The sequence below is a fragment of the Burkholderia torrens genome, from assembly GCF_984668525.1.
This window is the reverse complement of sequence record NZ_OZ480211.1, coordinates 2,644,135-2,662,921: the sequence shown is the minus strand read 5'-3', so window position 1 is coordinate 2,662,921 and position 18,787 is coordinate 2,644,135. Positions and strand designations below refer to the sequence as shown.

14 protein-coding genes are annotated in these 18,787 nt (G+C 67.6%); 6 read left to right on the top strand and 8 right to left on the bottom strand.

Annotated features, from left to right (window positions below; genetic code table 11):
- Positions 1-66 precede the first annotated feature (66 nt).
- The 3 genes from AC5LXX_RS12285 to AC5LXX_RS12275 all read left to right on the top strand — a co-directional run bounded on the left by AC5LXX_RS12285 (position 67) and on the right by AC5LXX_RS12275 (position 5,138).
- On the top strand, positions 67-2,049 hold the full coding sequence (locus AC5LXX_RS12285; protein WP_124452890.1) for a DNA topoisomerase IV subunit B: 1,983 nt from the start codon (positions 67-69) through the stop codon (positions 2,047-2,049).
- A gap of 70 nt (positions 2,050-2,119) precedes the next feature.
- The gene (gene parC / locus AC5LXX_RS12280; protein WP_124452892.1) at positions 2,120-4,441 is read left to right on the top strand and encodes a DNA topoisomerase IV subunit A; all 2,322 of its coding nucleotides are present in this window, start codon (positions 2,120-2,122) and stop codon (positions 4,439-4,441) included.
- A gap of 238 nt (positions 4,442-4,679) precedes the next feature.
- Positions 4,680-5,138 (top strand): CopD family protein, encoded by a 459-nt coding sequence (locus AC5LXX_RS12275; RefSeq protein ID WP_493409626.1) that lies wholly within the window; start codon positions 4,680-4,682, stop codon positions 5,136-5,138.
- Positions 5,139-5,183: 45 nt separating this feature from the next.
- Here AC5LXX_RS12275 and AC5LXX_RS12270 read toward each other — a convergent pair whose 3' ends face one another.
- Positions 5,184-6,068 carry a LysR family transcriptional regulator gene (locus AC5LXX_RS12270; protein WP_493409625.1) on the bottom strand — a complete coding sequence of 295 codons (885 nt, stop codon included), beginning with the start codon at positions 6,066-6,068 and terminating at the stop codon, positions 5,184-5,186.
- A 112-nt stretch (positions 6,069-6,180) separates the two neighbouring features.
- Here AC5LXX_RS12270 and AC5LXX_RS12265 point away from each other — a divergent pair, with 112 nt between their 5' ends.
- Positions 6,181-6,627, top strand: coding sequence for a multidrug/biocide efflux PACE transporter (locus AC5LXX_RS12265; RefSeq protein WP_124452897.1), 447 nt, complete (start codon positions 6,181-6,183; stop codon positions 6,625-6,627).
- Positions 6,628-6,679: 52 nt separating this feature from the next.
- On the opposite strand, the gene AC5LXX_RS12260 is transcribed toward AC5LXX_RS12265, so the two are convergent.
- The 7 genes from AC5LXX_RS12260 to AC5LXX_RS12230 all read right to left on the bottom strand — a co-directional run bounded on the left by AC5LXX_RS12260 (position 6,680) and on the right by AC5LXX_RS12230 (position 15,038).
- On the bottom strand, positions 6,680-7,888 hold the full coding sequence (locus AC5LXX_RS12260; RefSeq protein WP_493409624.1) for a chromate transporter: 1,209 nt from the start codon (positions 7,886-7,888) through the stop codon (positions 6,680-6,682).
- 203 nt (positions 7,889-8,091) lie between these two features.
- Positions 8,092-10,431, bottom strand: coding sequence for a bifunctional diguanylate cyclase/phosphodiesterase (locus AC5LXX_RS12255; RefSeq protein WP_493401284.1), 2,340 nt, complete (start codon positions 10,429-10,431; stop codon positions 8,092-8,094).
- 217 nt (positions 10,432-10,648) lie between these two features.
- A complete protein-coding gene (locus AC5LXX_RS12250) occupies positions 10,649-11,533 on the bottom strand; it encodes a PhzF family phenazine biosynthesis protein (protein WP_493409623.1) in 885 nt (294 codons plus the stop codon).
- Between the two features lie 13 nt (positions 11,534-11,546).
- Positions 11,547-12,005 (bottom strand): RidA family protein, encoded by a 459-nt coding sequence (locus tag AC5LXX_RS12245; RefSeq protein WP_006478174.1) that lies wholly within the window; start codon positions 12,003-12,005, stop codon positions 11,547-11,549.
- 42 nt (positions 12,006-12,047) lie between these two features.
- Positions 12,048-13,229, bottom strand: coding sequence for an aminotransferase-like domain-containing protein (locus AC5LXX_RS12240; RefSeq protein WP_493409622.1), 1,182 nt, complete (start codon positions 13,227-13,229; stop codon positions 12,048-12,050).
- 152 nt (positions 13,230-13,381) lie between these two features.
- On the bottom strand, positions 13,382-14,290 hold the full coding sequence (locus AC5LXX_RS12235; protein ID WP_493409621.1) for a DMT family transporter: 909 nt from the start codon (positions 14,288-14,290) through the stop codon (positions 13,382-13,384).
- 55 nt (positions 14,291-14,345) lie between these two features.
- On the bottom strand, positions 14,346-15,038 hold the full coding sequence (locus tag AC5LXX_RS12230) for a VOC family protein (protein WP_493409620.1): 693 nt from the start codon (positions 15,036-15,038) through the stop codon (positions 14,346-14,348).
- A 230-nt stretch (positions 15,039-15,268) separates the two neighbouring features.
- Here AC5LXX_RS12230 and AC5LXX_RS12225 point away from each other — a divergent pair, with 230 nt between their 5' ends.
- A complete protein-coding gene (locus AC5LXX_RS12225) occupies positions 15,269-16,729 on the top strand; it encodes an aminotransferase-like domain-containing protein (protein WP_493409619.1) in 1,461 nt (486 codons plus the stop codon).
- A 158-nt stretch (positions 16,730-16,887) separates the two neighbouring features.
- Positions 16,888-18,786, top strand: a complete 1,899-nt coding sequence (gene htpG / locus AC5LXX_RS12220) for a molecular chaperone HtpG (protein ID WP_493409618.1) — start codon at positions 16,888-16,890, stop codon at positions 18,784-18,786.
- Position 18,787: the final 1 nt, after the last annotated feature.

The window sequence follows — 18,787 nt, the reverse complement described above, 5'->3', positions numbered from 1 at the left end:
TTTGTCCACGATGTTATCCACACGAGGTGTGGACAACGTCCCGATGAATGACGAAATTCAGCGCCTATGTCAACGAAGAAACCCAGCGCGGCCTATAGCGAAGCATCGATCAAGGTGCTCAAGGGTCTCGAGCCGGTCAAGCAGCGGCCCGGCATGTACACCCGTACCGAGAATCCGCTGCACATCATCCAGGAAGTCATCGACAACGCGTCCGACGAGGCGCTCGGCGGCTACGGCAAGCAGATCACGGTCACGCTGCACGCCGACCAGTCGGTCTCGGTCGAGGACGACGGCCGCGGCATCCCGTTCGGCATGCACCCCGAAGAAGGCGTGCCGGTCGTCGAGATCGTGTTCACGCGCCTGCACGCAGGCGGCAAGTTCGACAAGGCCGCCGGCGGCGCCTATACGTTCTCGGGCGGCCTGCACGGCGTCGGCGTGTCGGTGACGAACGCGCTCGCGACGCGCCTCGACGTGACGGTGTGGCGCGACGGCAAGATCGCCGAGCTCGGCTTTGCCGAAGGCGACGTCGTCAAGCCGCTCGCGACGCAAGGCGCGGGCCGCGGCGAGAAGAAATCCGGCACGCGCGTGCAGGTGTGGCCGAATCCGAAGTACTTCGATTCGCCGAACCTGCCGCTCGGCGAGCTGCAGCGCCTGCTGCGCTCGAAGGCCGTGCTGCTGCCGGGCGTCGAGGTCGTGCTCGTCAACGAGAAGACCGGCGAGCGCCAGACGTGGAAATATGAAGACGGCCTGCGCGGCTACCTGCTCGACGAAATGAACGGCAGCGAGCTGCTGATCCCGCTGTTCGAAGGCGAGCGGTTCGCCGATTCGCGTTCGGGCGACGATACGTTCGCCGAAGGCGAGGGCGCGTCGTGGGTCGTCGCGTGGAGCGAGGAAGGGTCGCTCGTGCGCGAGTCGTACGTGAACCTGATCCCGACGCCGGCCGGCGGCACGCACGAATCGGGCCTGCGCGACGGCCTGTACCAGGCCGTGAAGAGCTTCGTCGAACTGCACAACCTGCAGCCGAAGGGCGTGAAGCTGCTCGCGGAAGACGTGTTCGCGCGCGTGTCGTTCGTGCTGTCCGCGAAGGTGCTCGATCCGCAGTTCCAGGGGCAGATCAAGGAACGCCTGAACAGCCGCGACGCGGTGAAGCTCGTGTCGTCGTTCTCGCGTCCGGCGCTCGAACTGTGGCTGAACCAGCACGTCGAGCACGGCAAGAAGCTCGCCGAACTCGTGATCAAGCAGGCGCAGGCGCGCACGCGCGCCGGCCAGAAGGTCGAGAAGCGCAAGAGCTCGGGCGTCGCTGTGCTGCCCGGCAAGCTGACCGACTGCGAGACCGAGGATATCGCGCGCAACGAATTGTTCCTCGTCGAGGGCGACTCGGCGGGCGGCTCCGCGAAGATGGGCCGCGACAAGGAATACCAGGCGATCCTGCCGCTGCGCGGCAAGGTATTGAACACCTGGGAAACCGAGCGCGACCGCCTGTTCGCGAACAACGAGGTGCACGACATCTCGGTGGCGATCGGCGTCGATCCGCACAGCCCGGACGACACCGTCGACCTGTCGAACCTGCGCTACGGCAAGATCTGCATCCTGTCGGACGCGGACGTCGACGGCTCGCACATCCAGGTGCTGCTGCTCACGCTGTTCTTCAAGCATTTCCCGCAACTGATCGAGCGCGGCCACGTGTGCGTCGCGCGGCCGCCGCTGTTCCGCGTCGACGCACCCGCGCGCGGCAAGAAGGCCGCGCAGAAGCTCTATGCGCTCGACGACGGCGAACTCGAGGCGATCCTCGACAAGCTGCGCAAGGACGGCGTGCGCGAGACCCAGTGGAGCATCAGCCGCTTCAAGGGCCTCGGCGAAATGAGCGCCGAGCAGCTGTGGGACACGACGATGAACCCCGATACGCGCCGCCTGATGCCCGTGAAGCTCGGCGAGCTCGACTACGAGGCGACCGTCGCGCGCATGACGATGCTGATGGGCAAGGGCGAGGCAGCCGCGCGGCGTGGCTGGCTCGAGGAAAAGGGCAACGACGTCGAAGCGGATATTTAAGCGGAGCGTTCCGCGCGGCCGGGCATGACGCCCGGCCCGGCCTCACGCCACTTACGAATACGGAATTCAGATGGACGACAACACTTCCGATCTCTTTGCCAGCCCCGACGCGCCCGAGAGCGACGCGCTGACGCTCGGCAACTACGCGGAGCAGGCGTATCTCAGCTACGCGGTCAGCGTCGTGAAGAGCCGCGCCCTGCCCGACGTGTGCGACGGCCAGAAGCCGGTGCAGCGCCGGATCCTGTTCGCGATGAACGAAATGGGCCTCGGCCCGGACGCGAAGCCGGTGAAGTCGGCGCGCGTGGTCGGCGACGTGCTCGGTAAATATCACCCGCACGGCGACCAGTCGGCGTACGACGCGCTCGTGCGTCTCGCGCAGGATTTCTCGCTGCGCTACCCGCTGATCGACGGGCAGGGCAACTTCGGCTCGCGCGACGGCGACGGCGCGGCGGCGATGCGTTACACGGAAGCGCGCCTGACGCCGATCTCGAAGCTGCTGCTCGACGAGATCGACCAGGGCACGGTCGACTTCATGCCGAACTACGACGGCTCGTTCGAGGAGCCGAAGACGCTGCCGAGCCGCATGCCGTTCGTGCTGCTGAACGGTGCGTCGGGCATCGCGGTCGGCCTCGCGACCGAAATCCCGTCGCACAACCTGCGCGAAGTCGCGGCCGCGGCGGTCGCATTGATCCGCAATCCGAAGCTCACGCACGCGGAGCTGATGAACCTGATTCCCGGCCCGGATTTCCCCGGCGGCGGCCAGATCATCTCGAGCGACACCGAAATCTCGGCGGCCTATGAAACGGGCCGCGGCAGCCTGAAGGTGCGCGCGAAATGGAAGATCGAGGATCTCGCGCGCGGCCAGTGGCAGCTCGTCGTCACCGAGCTGCCGCCGAGCACGTCGGGCCAGAAGGTGCTCGAGGAAATCGAGGAGCTGACCAACCCGAAGCTCAAGCTCGGCAAGAAGACGCTGACGCCCGAGCAGCTCAACACGAAGAAGGCGATGCTCGACCTGCTCGACGCGGTGCGCGACGAGTCGGGCAAGGAAGCGGCGGTGCGGCTCGTGTTCGAGCCGAAGTCGCGCACGATCGACCAGACGGAATTCGTGAACACGCTGCTCGCGTACACGAGCCTCGAGTCGAACGCGACGCTGAACCTCGTGATGATCGGCGCCGACGGCCGGCCGGGCCAGAAGGGCCTGCTGACGATCCTCGACGAGTGGGTGAAGTTCCGCCAGCTGACGATGACGCGCCGTTGCCGCCATCGTCTCGCGAAGGTCGACGACCGCATCCACATCCTCGAAGGGCGGATGATCGTCTTCCTGAACATCGACGAGGTGATCCGGATCATCCGCGAGTCGGACGAGCCTAAGTCCGCGCTGATGAGCGCATTCGGCCTCAGCGAGCGTCAGGCGGAAGACATCCTCGAGATCCGGCTGCGCCAGCTCGCGCGGCTCGAGAAGATCAAGATCGAGAAGGAACTCGAAGCGCTGCGCGACGAGAAGGCGAAGCTCGAGGAACTGCTCGCGAACGAAAGCGCGATGAAGCGGCTGATGATCAAGGAGATCGAGGCCGACGCGAAGCAGTACGGCGACGATCGCCGCACGCTGATCCAGCAGGAAAAGCGCGCGACGTTCGAGGCGAAGGTGGTCGACGAGCCGGTGACGGTCGTCGTGTCGCAGAAGGGCTGGGTGCGTGCGCTGAAGGGCCACGGGCTCGACCCGGCCGCGTTCACGTTCAAGGCCGGCGACAGCCTGTACGCGGCGTTCCAGTGCCGCACGCCGGACCGGCTGATCGCGTGGGGCAGCAGCGGCCGCGTGTACTCGGTCGACGTGTCGGTGCTGCCGGGCGGGCGCGGTGACGGCGTGCCCGTCACATCGCTGATCGAGCTCGAATCGGGCTCGCACCTGATGCACTACTACGCGGCGCCGGCCGACCAGCAACTGCTGCTCGCGTCGAGCAACGGCTTCGGCTTCCTCGCGAAGGTCGGCGACATGGTGAGCCGCGTGAAGGCCGGCAAGGCATTCATGACCATCGATGCGGGCGCGGTGCCGCTCGCGCCGATGCCGGTGCTGCCGAACGCGACGCAGGTCGCGTGCCTGTCGAGCGGCGGCCGTCTGCTCGTGTTCGGGATGGACGAGATGAAGACGCTGTCCGGCGGTGGCCGCGGCGTGATCCTGATGGCGCTCGACGACAAGGAAACGCTCGTGCAGGCGCTTGCGATCGATCCGGCCGGCGTCGTGCTGATCGGCACGGGCCGCGGCGGCAAGGCGCAGGACGAGACGCTGTCGTACGCGGGGCTCGCGCCGCACATCGGCAAGCGCGCCCGCAAGGGCCGGGCGCCGGAGACGAAGCTCAAGGTCGTCAACGAACTGCGTCCGCTGCTCGGCTGACGCCGAGCCCGGTTCCGTCGCGATCGAAGGCCGCACGTCCGCTTCGGCGGGTGTGCGGCCTTTTTGTTTGACGGCGGCGATTCGGGTAAGCAGGCGTGGCGCTGTCACGCTGAATTTGCAAAATATTGTGAAATCGCGCCGAGGGTCCGAACCGAAGGGCGACCGACCGGTCGAACGTCGCTTGATGCCGCGCTCCACGCGGCCGTTCGCCGCACCCACACATCACAGGATTGTCGCCATGTCCCACGCCGTTGCCGTCGCGCTGTTTCTTCACCTGCTGGCCGTTGCCGTGTGGGTGGGCGGGATGGTGTTCGCGCACTTCTGCCTGCGTCCGGCGCTGTCGGACCTGGCGCCGCAGCTCCGGCTGCCGCTGATCGAAGGCGTGTTCGGCCGTTTCTTCAACTGGGTGGCGGGCTCGGTGATCGTGATCCTGCTGTCCGGCGGCTTCCTGCTCGTGGCATTCGGCGGTGCGCACGCGACGTGGTCGCTGCACGCGATGGCCGGGCTCGGCGTCGTGATGATGCTGATCTTCGGCCATATCCGCTTCGCGCTGTTCCCGCGCATCCGTCGCGCGGTGCAGGCGCAGAACTGGCCGGACGGCGCGCGCGCGGTGAATGCGATGCGCCTGCTCGTCGTCGTGAATCTCGTGCTCGGCGTCGTCACGATTGGCGCGGCCGTGCTGTCGCGCGGTTTCTGACCGGCCGGCGTCGGCCGTCGGCCCCACGCCCGGCGGTTCGCGCCGCTACGCGGCCAGCATCGCATCGAGCAGCCATGCGCCGGCCGGGCCGAGCGGCCGGTTGCGCGACCAGACCGCATCGACCCGCACGCGACGCGGCCAGCCGCGCGAGCGTAGCTCGCACAGGCGGTCGCGTGCGAAGTGCTCGACCATCCAGCGCGGCAGTTCCGCCCAGCCGAACCCCAGCACGGCCATCTCCAGCAGCATCAGGTAGCTTGGCGCCAGCCAGTGCCGGGTGCCGACGACGATCCGGTCGTCGGTGCCGCGGCCTTCCGTTTTCACATAGGTATTGAGGCGCAGTTCGCGCACGTCGCGCAGCGCCGCGTGCGGCACCTCGGCGTCGCCGTATTCGGCGAGCGCGTGCGTGCGCCCGACGAACAGCCCGATCTCCGATTCTTCCGCCACCGTCGCCGCGCCGATATCGGCCGGGTAGGCCGCGCGCGCAGCCATCAGCCCGAGCTGCGCGCGGCCCTGCTGGATCAGGTCGAGCACGTCCTCGTGCTCGGCGATCTGGCATTCGAGCTCGAGCGCCGGAAAGCGCCGTTCGAGCGCCATCAGCGTTTCCTCATAGCGTTTCGACTGGTACGTGTCGGACACGACGAGTGTCAGACGCGCTTCCTCGCCGTGCGCGAGCCGCGCGGCCGTGCGGTCGATCGCCGCGCTGGCTTCGAGCACGCGCTGCACCTGCGGCAGCAGCGCGCGCCCGGCGTCGGTCAGTGTCGGCGCGCGTGTAGAGCGGTCGAACAGCTGCACGCCGAGATCGATTTCGAGGTTCGCGATGGCTTCCGAGATGGTCGACTGGCGCTTGCCAAGCTTGCGCGCGGCGGCCGTGAACGAGCCGAGCAGCGCGGCTTCGGCGAACGCGAGCAAGGCTTCGGGGGCGTGGTGCATGCGGCGCTCCGGGCTTTGTTATATCGGTAAAACCGATGATATCAAACTGGATTATGCCGGTATCGCCGATCAAAATGGCCCGCATGAATGACGCAACGAATGGGAGGGCATCATGAAACGGACGAATAAAACGGTGACGGAACGGCTGCTGCACGCGCTGACGTTCGAGCTGGTCGCCATCGCGCTGTGCGCGCCGATCGGCGCATGGCTGCTGGACATGCCGGTGTCGCACGTCGGCGTGCTGACGGTGATGGTGTCGCTGATCGCGATGGCGTGGAACATGACGTTCAACACGCTGTTCGACCGCTTCGAGCGGCGCGCGGGACTGACGCGCACGCTCGGCATGCGGATCGCGCACGCGATCACGTTCGAGCTCGGTCTCGTCGCGATGGTGGTGCCGGTTGCCGCGTGGTGGCTGAACGTGAGCCTCGTCGAGGCACTGCTGCTCGACCTCGGCATCGTGCTGTTCTTCCTGCCTTATACGTTCTGCTTCAACCTCGCGTACGACGCGCTGCGGGCCCGCTGGATGGCACGCCGGGTCGCGGTGCAGGCCGGTTGAGAAGCGTCGACGCCGGCGCAGGCCGGCGGAGCAGGGCGACGGCCGCCGCCCGTCAGCGCGCGGCGGCCCACAGCCACACGCCGCACGCCACGGCGACCGCGCCGTAGACGGCATAGACGGGCACCTTGAAGCGCGCGAAACACAGCGTCGCGAAGGCGCCCGTCAACCAGTAGACGGGGTCGGCCGGTTCGCGGTGCAGGATCTTCACGACGGCGACGACGAGAAAGCCCGTCGTCGCCGCGCGCAGCAGGCGCATCCCGTGCTCGAAGCGCGCATGGCGCTTGAGCCGGGACAGGTGATTCTGTGCAAACACGACGAGGAAGCCCGACGGAATGAACAGCGCGGCCGTCGCGAGCAGCGCGCCGACCCAGCCGTCGGTCAGGTAGCCGAGAAACGGCACGACGTTCAGCAGCGGCCCCGGCGCCACCGGCGACAGCGCGAACGCCAGCGTGAAGTCGTGATCGGAGATGCCCGTCGCAGGCGATACGAACAGCGTCTTGAGTACCGGCAGCGCGGAAAAACCGCCGCCGAACAGCGTCATGCCCGCGCCCGCGAGGCGCGGCCACAGCAGCTGCTCCTGGTAATCGCCCGGCAGTGGCATCGCGAACAGCACGACGAGCACGCCGAGCAGCACGAGCAGGTTGCGGTCGCGCTTCGACAGCGTGAAATCGACCGCATCGCGCTGGGTCGGCCCCGTCAGCCAGCCCGCTGCGAACGCAGCGAAGAGAATGCCGACGAAAGCGGCGGGACTATGTGCGAAAGCGAGCAGAATCGTCGACAGCGCGGCGATCACCTGCTCGAGCCGCGTGCGCGCGAGCGAGCGCAGCTGCTTGACCCACGTGACGCCGATCAGCGCGGCGAGCACCATCCCGAAGTGATTGATGAGCATCGGCGCGGCCAGCGAGCGCACGAGCGGCGTCTGGTAAAAGATCGCGAACAGCGTCATCAGGATCGAGAACGGCAGCACGCTCGCGACGCCGGCGACCCATGCGCCGGCGCGGCCGTGCAGCGTCTGGCCGACCTGCACCGCCACGTTGCAGCCGACCGGGCCCGGCACGAGCCAGGCGAGCGCGACGAGATCGCCGAATACCTGCGGCTCGATGCGCTGCAGCCGTTCAACGTAATGGCGTTCGAGCTGCGCCATCATCGAAAGCCCGCCCCACGAGATCGCAGAAATGCCGGCGACAACCTTGAACAAGGTCCATAGGGATGCCTGTGCCTCTTCGACACGAGCGGTCGCTTCGATTTCGACGGTTGTCATGGTTGTGCTATTGGCGCAGGGCCGGATCTCGCGCGTGTGGCCGGACCGGCGGCCCGCCGATACGTTGGCCCTCCCGATTGTCCGCCGTGCACGGTGACACTGCCATGCGCGAAAACGCTAGTTAATGAACTAAACAATCGGATCGAAAAACGTAACAATTGCGGCAGCGCGCAACGCGCGCCGCGGCCGCAGCTGCGGTGCGCTCAGGCACCCGTGCTGCCCGTCGCGCGATGCGTGATGACGTTCGGGTGGTCGCCGCGCACGCCGAAGCGGGCGATCAGCGCGGGAATGGCATCGGCCGGCACCGGGCGCGAGAACAGGAAGCCCTGTGCCTCGATCTCGCCGAGCGCGGACAGCCACGTGATCTGCTCTTCGGTTTCCGTGCCTTCGACGACGACGGTCAGGCCGAGCGAGCGGGCGAGATGCACGATCGACGACACCATCACGCACACGCTGCGATCGTTCGGGATCGCCTGCACGAACGAGCGGTCGACTTTCAGCGTGTCGACCGAGAAGCGGTGCAGGTACGACAGCGACGAATAGCCGGTACCGAAATCGTCGAGCGCGATGCGGATGCCGAGCTTCTTCAGCGCGACGATCTTCTCGGACACGAGCTCCGGATATTCCATCATCGCGGTTTCGGTGATCTCGAGTTCGAGCCGGTTCGCGTCGATGCCGGTTTCCAGCAGCGTGCGCGAGATCGTCTCGATCAGGTCGCCGCGCCAGAACTGCACGGGCGAGATGTTGACCGCGAGCGTCAGCGTGTCGTGGCCCTCGTCGCGCCAGCGTGCGATCTGCTCGCAGGCGGTGCGGATCACGAAGTCGCCGATCGGCACGATCAGGCCCGTCGATTCGGCGATCGAAATGAATTCGTTCGCGGAGATGATCCCGTGTTCGGGGTGATCCCAGCGCGCGAGCGCCTCGAAGCCGGTGATGTAGCGGTGCGTGAGGTCGATCTTCGGCTGGTACGCGAGGAACAGCTGCCCCTCGGCGAGCGCGACGCGCAATTGCTGTTCCCAGCGCATCAGGTGATCGGCACGGTGCGACAGGTGCGGCGCATAGAACTGGTAGCAGTTCTTGCCGGCGTCCTTCGCGCTGTACATCGCGAGGTCGGCCTTCTTCAGCAGGTCGATCTCGCTTTCGTTCGCGATGGTGTGCAGCGCGATGCCGATGCTCGCATGCAGCACGAACGAGCTGCCGCGCACGTCGAACGGCTCGCCGAACATCCGGATGATCGCTTCCGCGAGCCGCACCGCGCGCCGCTCGACGTCGTCGCCCTTCATCACGACGACGAATTCGTCGCCGCCGATGCGCGCGAGCGAGCCTTCGTCGCCGACCGCATCGGCCAGGCGCGACGCGGTCATCTGCAGCACGATGTCGCCGGCATTGTGGCCGAGCGTGTCGTTGACGGTCTTGAAGTTGTCGAGGTCGATGAACAGCAGGCCGAGCCGCGACAGGCTCGCCGGCATCGACACGTCGTTGCGCAGCCCGCGCAGCGTCGCATAGCGGTTCGCGAGGCCGGTGAGCAGGTCGTATTCGGCGAGCTGCGTCATCTCGCGCTCGCGGCCGAGCAGCTTGCCGATCAGGCCCGTCGCGACGCCGAAGAACGCGAGCATCGCGAGCGTGATGAAGCTCGTCATCAGCAGGTAGACGTTGCGCGTGTGGGTGTAGTCGGCGAACTCTTCCGTCTGCGACAGCCCGACCATCACCGCGAGCGGGTAGCCGTCGAGGTGGCGGTACGACACGATGCGCGTCACGCCGTCGATCGGGTCGATGATCGTGCCCGTCACGCGCTCGGCGATCGGGTAGACGCCCGATGCCGAAAACGCGCCCGGCGCGTTGTTCAGCGAACCCGTGCGCCGCGCGAGCACCGTGCCCGTGTCGGACACCACCGCGATCACGCCTTCCTTGCCGATCGCCGCGTTGTTGTAGAAGTCGTTCGTGAAGTAGCTCGGGTCTTCCGACACGACGACGATGCCGGCGAAACTGCCGTCCGGATTATTCAGGCGCCGCGTCATCTGCAGCGTCCAGTGGCTCGACACGCGGCCGAGCACGGGCTTGCTGATGAACAGGCGGTCGTCGTTGTGCGCGAGGTGGACCTTGAAGTGCTCGCGGTCCGACAGGTTGATCGGCTGCGGATGCAGATCGGCCGTGTTCGCGAACAGGATGCCCTTCGCGTTGACCAGCGACACCTGGATCAGCGTGTCGCTCGGCACGACGCCTTTCTCGACGGCGCTCGCGAGATTGAAGCGCGCCGGCGATTTCTCGAACTCGAACTTGACGAAGCGGGTGATCTGGTCGACCTGGTGGATCGCCTTGACCGTATGCTGCTCGAGCGCCGAAGAGAGGATGGCAGCGGAGGCTGCCGCTTCCTTGTACGCGCTGTCCTTTTCCACGGACAGCCGCGCGATGATCACGGCCCACAGCAGCGCGAGCGCCAGCATCCCGAGCAACGGGATCGCAAATAGCGCACGCCGGCGCGATTTGCGCGGCGCGCGCAGCGGCCGGGTCGGCGGCGTGTGGTTGGACCGGGCGGAGCTCATCGAAGCGGGTGGCGTCCTGCTCGCGTGCGCCATCCGTCTGGATGGCTGGCTTGGGTTGGGGTTATCCCGGCGTCTGTTCGTTCGCGGGATGCGCAACCATGGGCAGACGTCCGAAACAACGGATTAGGCCCGATATTACTGGCTGGAACGTTTTTGCGATAGCTGGGCGAATCGCGGGGGCGCCGGACGAGCCGGCGCCGTCGCACGTTGCGGAATGTCAGGCAGGTGACCTGAAGGTACCGTCGACGACCGTCACGACGTCGCCGCCGATCCAGGTCGACCCGTCTTCGTCGTAGCTGACGGAGATGCGGCCTTCGCGGCCGATCGCCGTGCCCTGGCGGGCCGTATACGACGGGCCGGGGCGGCGTTCCTGCCGCGTCAGCAGCCCGGCCAGCGCGGCGTTCGCGCTGCCGGTGACGGGATCCTCGCCGGGGGTGCCGAACTGGCCGCCCGTCATCAGGCAGCGGATCTCGAACGTCGCGGGGCCGCCTTCGGCGTGCGGCGCGTAGGCGGCGAGGCCGTCCACGCCGTAGCGGCGCGTCAGCGCCTCCAGCGCGGCCGGATCGGGCGACAGGCCGATGCACGCGTCGGCCGACTTCAGCCGCACGACCAGCCACGGCGCGCCGTTGTCGACCGCGCACGGCTCGGCATCGAGGTCGAGCGCATCGCTGCGCAGCGCGGCGGCCAGCGCCGCGTAGTCCGAACGGTCGAGCGGCGTGACGCGCGCCGGCGGCGCGGCGAAGGCCCAGCCGCCTGCCTGCTCGCGCAGCGCGACCCGGCCGACCCCGCACTGCTGGATCAGCCGGCCCGGCGTGCGCGGCCGCGCGCCGCTTTCCAGGAACGCATGCGCGGTGCCGAGCGTCGGGTGGCCGGCGAACGGCAGTTCGCCGCCCGTCGTGAAGATCCGGACGCGATAGTCGGCTTCCGGATCCGTCGGCGTGCAGAGGAACGTCGTTTCCGACAGGTTCGTCCAGCGGGCGATCTCGCGCATCGTGTCGTCGCCGAGCGAATCGGCGTCGAATACCACGGCAAGCGGATTGCCCTTGAACGGCACCGACGTGAACACGTCGACCTGCTTGAAGCGGACGAGACGGCCGGGCATCGCGCCGTGACCGTTACGCAACTTCGGCGATCAGCTCGATCTCGACGCATGCGCCGAGCGGGATCTGCGCGACGCCGAAGGCCGAGCGCGCGTGCTTGCCTGCGTCGCCGAACACTTCGGCGATCAGTTCCGACGCGCCGTTCGTCACGACGTGCTGTTCGGTGAAGTCGAGCGTCGAGTTGACGAGGCTCATCAGCTTCACGATGCGCGTGACCTTGTTCAGGTCGCCGGTGTGCGCGTGCAGCGTCGCGAGCAGGTCGATCGCGATCGAGCGCGCGGCTGCCTTGCCGTCTTCCGTCTGCAGATCCGCGCCGAGCTTGCCGGCCCAGACCTTGCCGTCCTTCTTCGCGATGTGGCCCGACAGGTACACCGTGTTGCCGCTTTGCGCGCTCATCACGTAGGCGGCGGCCGGCGCGCCGGCGGTCGGGAGCTCGATGCCGAGCGACTTCAGTTTGTCGTAGACGTTAGCCATGCGTTCGATTCCTCGTAGAAAGTCGTGACAGGAAAAAGGGGATCAGAGGCGTTCGCGCAGCAGCGTGGCGAGGCGCGCCACGCCTTCCTCGATCTTCTCGGGCGGCACCGTCACGAACGACAGGCGCAGCGTGTTCTGCTGCGCGTCGTCCGCGAAGAACGGCGCGCCCGGCACGAAGGCGACGTGATTGTCGACGGCCGCGGCGAGCAGCTTCATGCTGTCGATCTGCGCGGGCAGGTTCACCCAGATGAACATCCCGCCTTCCGGGCGGTTCCACGTGACGCCTTCCGGCATATGGCGCTCGAGCGCGCCGAGCATCGCGTCGCACTGCGCGCTGTACAGCTCGCGGATCGTCGGGATGTGCTCGTCGAGGAAGCCGTCCTTGATCACTTCGTGCGCGATGCGCTGCGTGAGCGTCGGCGTGTGCAGGTCGGTGGCCTGCTTGGCCTGCACGAGCTTGAAGTGGAGTTCTTCGGGCGCAATGATGTAGCCGATCCGCAGGCCCGGCGCGAGCACCTTCGAGAACGTGCCGAGGTGCACGACGTGGTCGGGCGCCATCGACAGCATCGTCGGCAGCGGTTCGCCGCGATAGTTCAGCGCGCCGTACGGATCGTCTTCCAGCACCGGGAACGGGCTCGACTGCGCGAACGCGGCGAGCGCGCGGCGGCGCTCGACGGGCAGGCGGCGGCCGGTCGGGTTCTGGAAGTTCGGCTGCGCGTACAGCAGGCGCGCGCCTCGCGTGAGTTCGGGCGTCAGGCCTTCCGGCAGCAGGCCCTGTTCGTCGGTCGGCACCTGCACGTAGCGCGGCTCGTACAGCGAGAACGACTGCAGCGCGCCGAGGTAGGTCGGCGTTTCGACGAGGATCGGGCTGCCCGGATCGACGAGCGCCTTGCCGAGCAGGTCGAGCGCCTGCTGCGAGCCGGTCGTGATCAGCACCTGCGACACGCGCACGCTGTAGCGCTCGGCGATCCATTCGCGCAGCGGCAGGTAGCCTTCGGTCGCGCTGTACTGGAGTGCGGCGGCCGGTGCGTCGCGCAGCACGCGATCGGCGGCGGCGCGCATGCGCTCGGCCGGGAACGTCGCGGGGGCGGGCAGGCCGCCGGCGAACGAGATGACCTCGGGGCGTTCCGTGACCTTCAGGATCTCGCGGATCGCAGAGCTCGTCAGCTTGCGGGCGCGTTCGGAAAGCTGCCAGTGCGGCGGATGCAGGTCGCTCGGATTCATAGTCTCCTCGTTCGGATATCGTGGTCAGTCAAGAAAGGTCGTTCGGGCGAATCGCTTCGACGCCGCCGGGTGGGCAGGCGTGAGCGCGATCGAGCCTTCGCGGCCGGGTGGGCAAAACCGATCAGGCAAAACGTCCATTATGGCGCACCTCATCAACCGGCGCGAGCGGGGCGCGGTGCCGTGGCGACCGCCGAGCGGCGCCCGAGCACCACGGTGGCGATCACCGCGGCCGCGAACAGCCACGTCGACGGCGTGACCGTTTCGCCGAACAGCAGCGCGGAAAACGCGATCGTGAAGAAAATCTGCAGCAATTGCACCTGGCCGACGCGCGCGATGCCGCCCATCGCGAGCCCCGCATACCACGCGAAAAAGCCGATGAATTGCGAAAAGAGGGTCACGTAGCCGAACGCGAGCCACGTGCGCAGCGCGAGCGGGCCCGGATGCGCGGCATGCTGCATCCACGCGAGCCAGCCGACCGGCAGCACGAGGAACGGCGCCGACACGACGAGCGCCCAGCAGATCACCTGCCAGCCGCCGATCTGGCGCGCGAGGCGTGCGCCTTCCGCATAGCCGAGTGCGCCGATGCCGACCGCGACGAGCATCAGCGCGTCGCCGGCCTGCACGGTGCCGCCGCCGTCGCGCAGCGCGAACGCGATCACGAGCGCGCTGCCCGCTATCGCGCTGGCCCAGAACGCCTTCGACGGCCGCTCGTGCGACAGCCACGCCGCGTACAGCGCGACGAACAGCGGCTGCAGCCCGTTGACGACCGCGCCGTGCGACGCCGGTACCGATTTCATCGCCCACGCGGAAAACACCGGATACGCGATGATCACGCCAGCCGACGTGATCGCGAGGCTTTTCAGCTGCGCGCGGGTCGGCAGCGCTTCGCGGCGCCACCACAGCAGCAGGCCGGCCGGCACGGCGGCGGCGAGCGCGCGGCCGAGCCCGTTGAGCAGCGGGTTGAGTTCGGACACGACGATTCGCGTCATCGGCAGCGTCAGGCTGAAGATCATCACGCCGATCAGGCCGAGCAGCATGCCCCGGGTTTCGCGCGAATTCATGTTGCAGGTGTCTCCGTATTGCAGGTTGGTGTCGTCGGGAAAGCGGCGAGGCGGGTCAGCGCAGCGTGCGTGCGCCTTGCGGCGTATCGAATTCGGCGACGAGCGCGGGCGGGCCGTCGGTGGATTCGAGGTCGAGCAGGTGGGCGGCGCCGAGCCAGTCGAGCTGTTCGCGGATCGTGTCCGCGTGCGGGTGGACGCCCTTGAGCACCTTCAGCGCGACACCGTCGCCCGGCAGCGATTCGGCCGGGTGGCGCGCGCTGTCCCACTGGATCAGCGACGGCGCGAGCCCGTCGCCCGAGCCCTGCCACGCGGGGAAGCTGCCGTCGTCGGGCACCGTGAGGCCCCAGCGCAGGTCGCCGCGGCTCATCGCGACCACGGGCGCGATGCGGGCCGGGTACTGGCTCTGCCACAGGGCAAGCTGACGCGGGCGGTCGACGCGCGCCACCCAGTGCGCGAGAAACGGCCCCTGCGCGAGCCGCGCGTGCATCGCCGGATCGTCGAGGCCGAACAGCCGCGCGCGCGGCGGCGTGGCGCCTGCGTCGGGCGCCGGTGCATCGGGGTCGATCGCGATCACTTCGAGGTAGAGTCCGCCCCACGCGCCGAACAGCGCATTGTGGGTCCGCATCAGCGGGTGGCGGCCGCCGCCGGCCGGTTCGATGCCGAGTGCGTCGGCGACATGGCGAACGCCTTCGTCGAGCGTGCGCGCGGCGATCACGAGATGGTCGAGTGTCAGGGAGTGGGCTGGCATGAACGTCGGTCAGGAAGCGAAAGTGTCATGGTAGGCGAGCGACGTGCCGGGCGGCTGCCGGCCCGGCCGGCGCACCGGCCGCGAGGCGGTCCGGAGGGCGCGGCGCCCGGTGCGGCGGGGCCGGAACGGTGGCCGCACAATCGCCATTCCGGTCAACTGTAATCGTCGCTACCGGCACAGTAACGGTACAATCGGCGCGATAGCCTTCGGTACAGTTGGAGCTGCCGCCCATGTCCACCGTCCCACTCTCCCAGATTCCCGTGCCGCACGATACGGCCACGCTCACGCTCGTCGACCAGCTGGTCCAGTGGGCGCGGCGGCGTATCGACGAACGCGTGTTCCGTCCCGGCATGCGGATGCCGTCGATCCGCAAGCTCGCGCTCGACAAGAGCGTGTCGCGCTTCACCGTCGTCGAGGCGTACGAGCGCCTCGTCGCGCAGGGTTACCTCGATTCGCGGCGCGGCTCGGGTTTCTACGTGCGCGAGCGCACGGCCGCCGGCCCGCAGCTGGCCGACAGCGTCGCGCGCGTGGCCGAGGCCGCGCCGGTGCACAACACGATCGACGTCGTCTGGCTGCTGCGCAACATGCTGCACACCGTCAGCCCGGAAAAAGGCCCCGGCCTCGGCTACCTGCCGGGCCGCTGGCTCGACGGCGAGCTGATCACCGGCGCGCTGCGCGCGCTCGGGCGCCAGTCGGGCGCGCAGATGCTCGGCTTCGGCACCGCGCAGGGCTTCCTGCCGCTGCGCCAGCAACTGCAGACGCGCCTCGCCGAAGTCGAGATCGGCGCGAAGCCCGAACAGATCGTGCTCGTATCGGGGATCACGCAGGCGATCGACCTGATTTCGCGGATCTACATGCGGCCCGGCGACGCGGTGATCGTCGGCGATCCCGCCTGGTTCCAGATGTTCGGCCGCTTCGCGGCGCAGGGCGCGCAGCTCGTCGGGATGCCGTACACGCCGGACGGCCCCGATCTCGACGCGCTAGAAACGCTGGTGCAGATGTGGCGGCCGAAGATGCTCGTGATCAACTCGGTGCTGCAGAACCCGACCGGCACGTCGCTGTCGGCCGCGCAGGCGTTCCGGATCCTGAAGCTCGCGGAAGCGTACGACTTCCTCGTCGTCGAGGACGACGTGTACGGCGACCTGTGTCCGCCGAGCTATCCGGCCACGCGCCTCGCGAGCCTCGACCAGCTGAAGCGCGTGATCTACCTCGGCAGCTATTCGAAGACGCTGGCGGCGAACCTGCGGGTCGGCTACGTGGCCTGCGCGCCGGAGATCGCGAAGGCCGTCACCGACCAGAAGATGCTGGTCGGGATGACGACGCCCGAGCTCAACGAGCGCGTGCTGTACAAGATCCTGACCGAAGGGCATTACCGGCGCCACGTCGAGCGGCTGCGCGCACGGCTCGACGGCGTGCGCGACAAGACCGCGCGGATGCTCGAGCGCACGGGGCTCGGGCTGTTCACGATGCCGGCGGCCGGGATGTTCCTGTGGGCCGACACGGGCGTCGATTCGGACGCGCTCGCGGCCGTCGCGCACGAGGCCGGCTTCCTGCTGACGCCGGGCAGCCTGTTCTCGCCGCAGCAATCGCCGTCGACGTGGATGCGCTTCAATGTCGCGAACTGCGGCGATCCGGCGCTGCCGGGGCTGCTGGCGAGCTATATCGACTCGGCCGTGCGGCGCGCGTCGTGACACGGCGCGGCAGGCCGGCTCTTGAAACTGCGCGTGGCATCCCCAGATACGCGCGCAAACCGCTTGCGCCAGGCGGTTGTCCTTGACGGGCCCGCCGGCCTCGCGCGCCGGACGCCTGCGCCACACCATTCAAGTTCAAGTAAGAGGAAACAACATCCATGGCACATGAAACGATGAGCTTTCAGGCAGAGGTCAAGCAACTCCTCCACCTGATGATCCATTCGCTCTACAGCAACAAGGAAATCTTTCTGCGCGAACTGGTGTCGAACGCGTCCGACGCGGCCGACAAGCTGCGTTTCGAAGGGCTCGCGGACAGCGCGCTGTACGAGAACGATCCGAACCTGCGCATCCGCATCGGCTACGACAAGGCCGCGCGCACGATCACGATCGACGACAACGGCATCGGCATGAGCCGCGACGAGGCGATCGCGAACCTCGGCACGATCGCGCGCTCGGGCACCAAGGAATTCTTCACGAAGCTGTCCGGCGACCAGCAGAAGGATGCGGCGCTGATCGGCCAGTTCGGCGTCGGCTTCTACTCGGGCTTCATCGTCGCGGACAAGATCACCGTCGAGACGCGCCGCGCGGGCCTGCCGGCGAACGAAGCCGTGCGCTGGGAAAGCGCGGGCGAGGGCGATTTCACGATCGACGCGATCGAGCGCGCACAGCGCGGCACGACGATCACGCTGCACCTGCGCGAAGGCGAGGACGAACTGCTGTCGTCGCACCGCCTGAAGTCGATCATCCAGAAGTACTCCGACCACATCGCGCTGCCGATCCTGATGCAGAAGGAAGAATGGGATCAGGAAAAGGGCGAGATGGTCCTGAAGGACGAGGACGAGACCGTCAACCAGGCGAGCGCGCTGTGGACGCGTTCGAAGAGCGACGTCACCGACGAGCAGTACACGCAGTTCTACCAGCACATCGCGCACGATCACCAGGATCCGCTCACGTGGACGCACAACCGCGTCGAGGGCCGCAGCGAATACACGCAGTTGCTGTTCGTGCCGGCGCATGCGCCGTTCGATCTGTGGAACCGTGACTATCGCGGCGGCCTGAAGCTGTACGTGAAGCGCGTGTTCATCATGGACGACGCCGAGCAGCTGCTGCCGCAATACCTGCGCTTCGTGAAGGGCGTCGTCGATTCGGCCGACCTGCCGCTGAACGTGTCGCGCGAGATCCTGCAGGAAAGCCGCGACGTGAAGGCGATCCGCGAAGGCGTGACGAAGCGCGCGCTGTCGATGCTCGAGGAGCTCGCGAACGCGGAAGAGGATGCCGGCAAGGAGAAGTACAAGACGTTCTGGGGCGCGTTCGGCCAGGTGCTGAAGGAAGGCCTTGGCGAAGACCACGCGAACCGCGAGCGCATCGCGAAGCTGCTGCGCTTCGCGTCGACGCACGGCGATACCGACGCGCAGGACGTGTCGCTTGCCGACTACGTGTCGCGCATGAAGCGCGAGCAGAGCAAGATCTACTACGTGACCGCTGATACGTGGCAGGCGGCGAAGAACAGCCCGCATCTCGAAGTGTTCCGCAAGAAGGGCGTCGAGGTGCTGCTGCTGACCGACCGCGTCGACGAATGGATGCTGTCGTTCCTGCACGAATTCGACGGCAAGCCGCTCGCGAGCGTCGCGCGCGGCGACCTCGACCTCGGCGAGTTGAACGACGAGGAGAAGAAGGCGCAGGAAGAGGCGGGCGAAGCGATCAAGCCGGTCGTCGAGAAGATGAAGGAGGCGCTCGGCGACAGGGTGAAGGAAGTGCGCGTCACGTTCCGCCTGACCGATTCGCCGTCGTGCCTGGTCGCGGACGACAACGACATGAGCGGCTACCTGCAGCGGATGCTGAAGGCGGCCGGCCAGAACGCGCCGGCGATGCAGCCGATCCTCGAGATCAATCCCGAGCATGCGCTCGTGAAGCAGCTGAATGCCGACAGCGCCGATTTCGGCGACTGGTGTCATCTGCTGTTCGATCAGGCGCTGCTGGCAGAAGGCGGCACGCTCGACGATCCGGCGAGCTTCGTGAAGCGGACCAACGCGCTGCTGCTGTCGCGCGCCGCGTGAA

Bases quoted from the DNA above. Each gene is read 5' to 3' on its own strand.
- AC5LXX_RS12285 (WP_124452890.1), top strand. From the start codon at position 67: ATGTCAACGAAGAAACCCAGCGCGGCCTATAGCGAAGCATCGATCAAG.
- parC (WP_124452892.1), top strand. From the start codon at position 2,120: ATGGACGACAACACTTCCGATCTCTTTGCCAGCCCCGACGCGCCCGAG.
- AC5LXX_RS12275 (WP_493409626.1), top strand. From the start codon at position 4,680: ATGTCCCACGCCGTTGCCGTCGCGCTGTTTCTTCACCTGCTGGCCGTT.
- AC5LXX_RS12270 (WP_493409625.1), bottom strand. From the start codon at position 6,068: ATGCACCACGCCCCCGAAGCCTTGCTCGCGTTCGCCGAAGCCGCGCTG.
- AC5LXX_RS12265 (WP_124452897.1), top strand. From the start codon at position 6,181: ATGAAACGGACGAATAAAACGGTGACGGAACGGCTGCTGCACGCGCTG.
- AC5LXX_RS12260 (WP_493409624.1), bottom strand. From the start codon at position 7,888: ATGACAACCGTCGAAATCGAAGCGACCGCTCGTGTCGAAGAGGCACAG.
- AC5LXX_RS12255 (WP_493401284.1), bottom strand. From the start codon at position 10,431: ATGAGCTCCGCCCGGTCCAACCACACGCCGCCGACCCGGCCGCTGCGC.
- AC5LXX_RS12250 (WP_493409623.1), bottom strand. From the start codon at position 11,533: ATGCCCGGCCGTCTCGTCCGCTTCAAGCAGGTCGACGTGTTCACGTCG.
- AC5LXX_RS12245 (WP_006478174.1), bottom strand. From the start codon at position 12,005: ATGGCTAACGTCTACGACAAACTGAAGTCGCTCGGCATCGAGCTCCCG.
- AC5LXX_RS12240 (WP_493409622.1), bottom strand. From the start codon at position 13,229: ATGAATCCGAGCGACCTGCATCCGCCGCACTGGCAGCTTTCCGAACGC.
- AC5LXX_RS12235 (WP_493409621.1), bottom strand. From the start codon at position 14,290: ATGAATTCGCGCGAAACCCGGGGCATGCTGCTCGGCCTGATCGGCGTG.
- AC5LXX_RS12230 (WP_493409620.1), bottom strand. From the start codon at position 15,038: ATGCCAGCCCACTCCCTGACACTCGACCATCTCGTGATCGCCGCGCGC.
- AC5LXX_RS12225 (WP_493409619.1), top strand. From the start codon at position 15,269: ATGTCCACCGTCCCACTCTCCCAGATTCCCGTGCCGCACGATACGGCC.
- htpG (WP_493409618.1), top strand. From the start codon at position 16,888: ATGGCACATGAAACGATGAGCTTTCAGGCAGAGGTCAAGCAACTCCTC.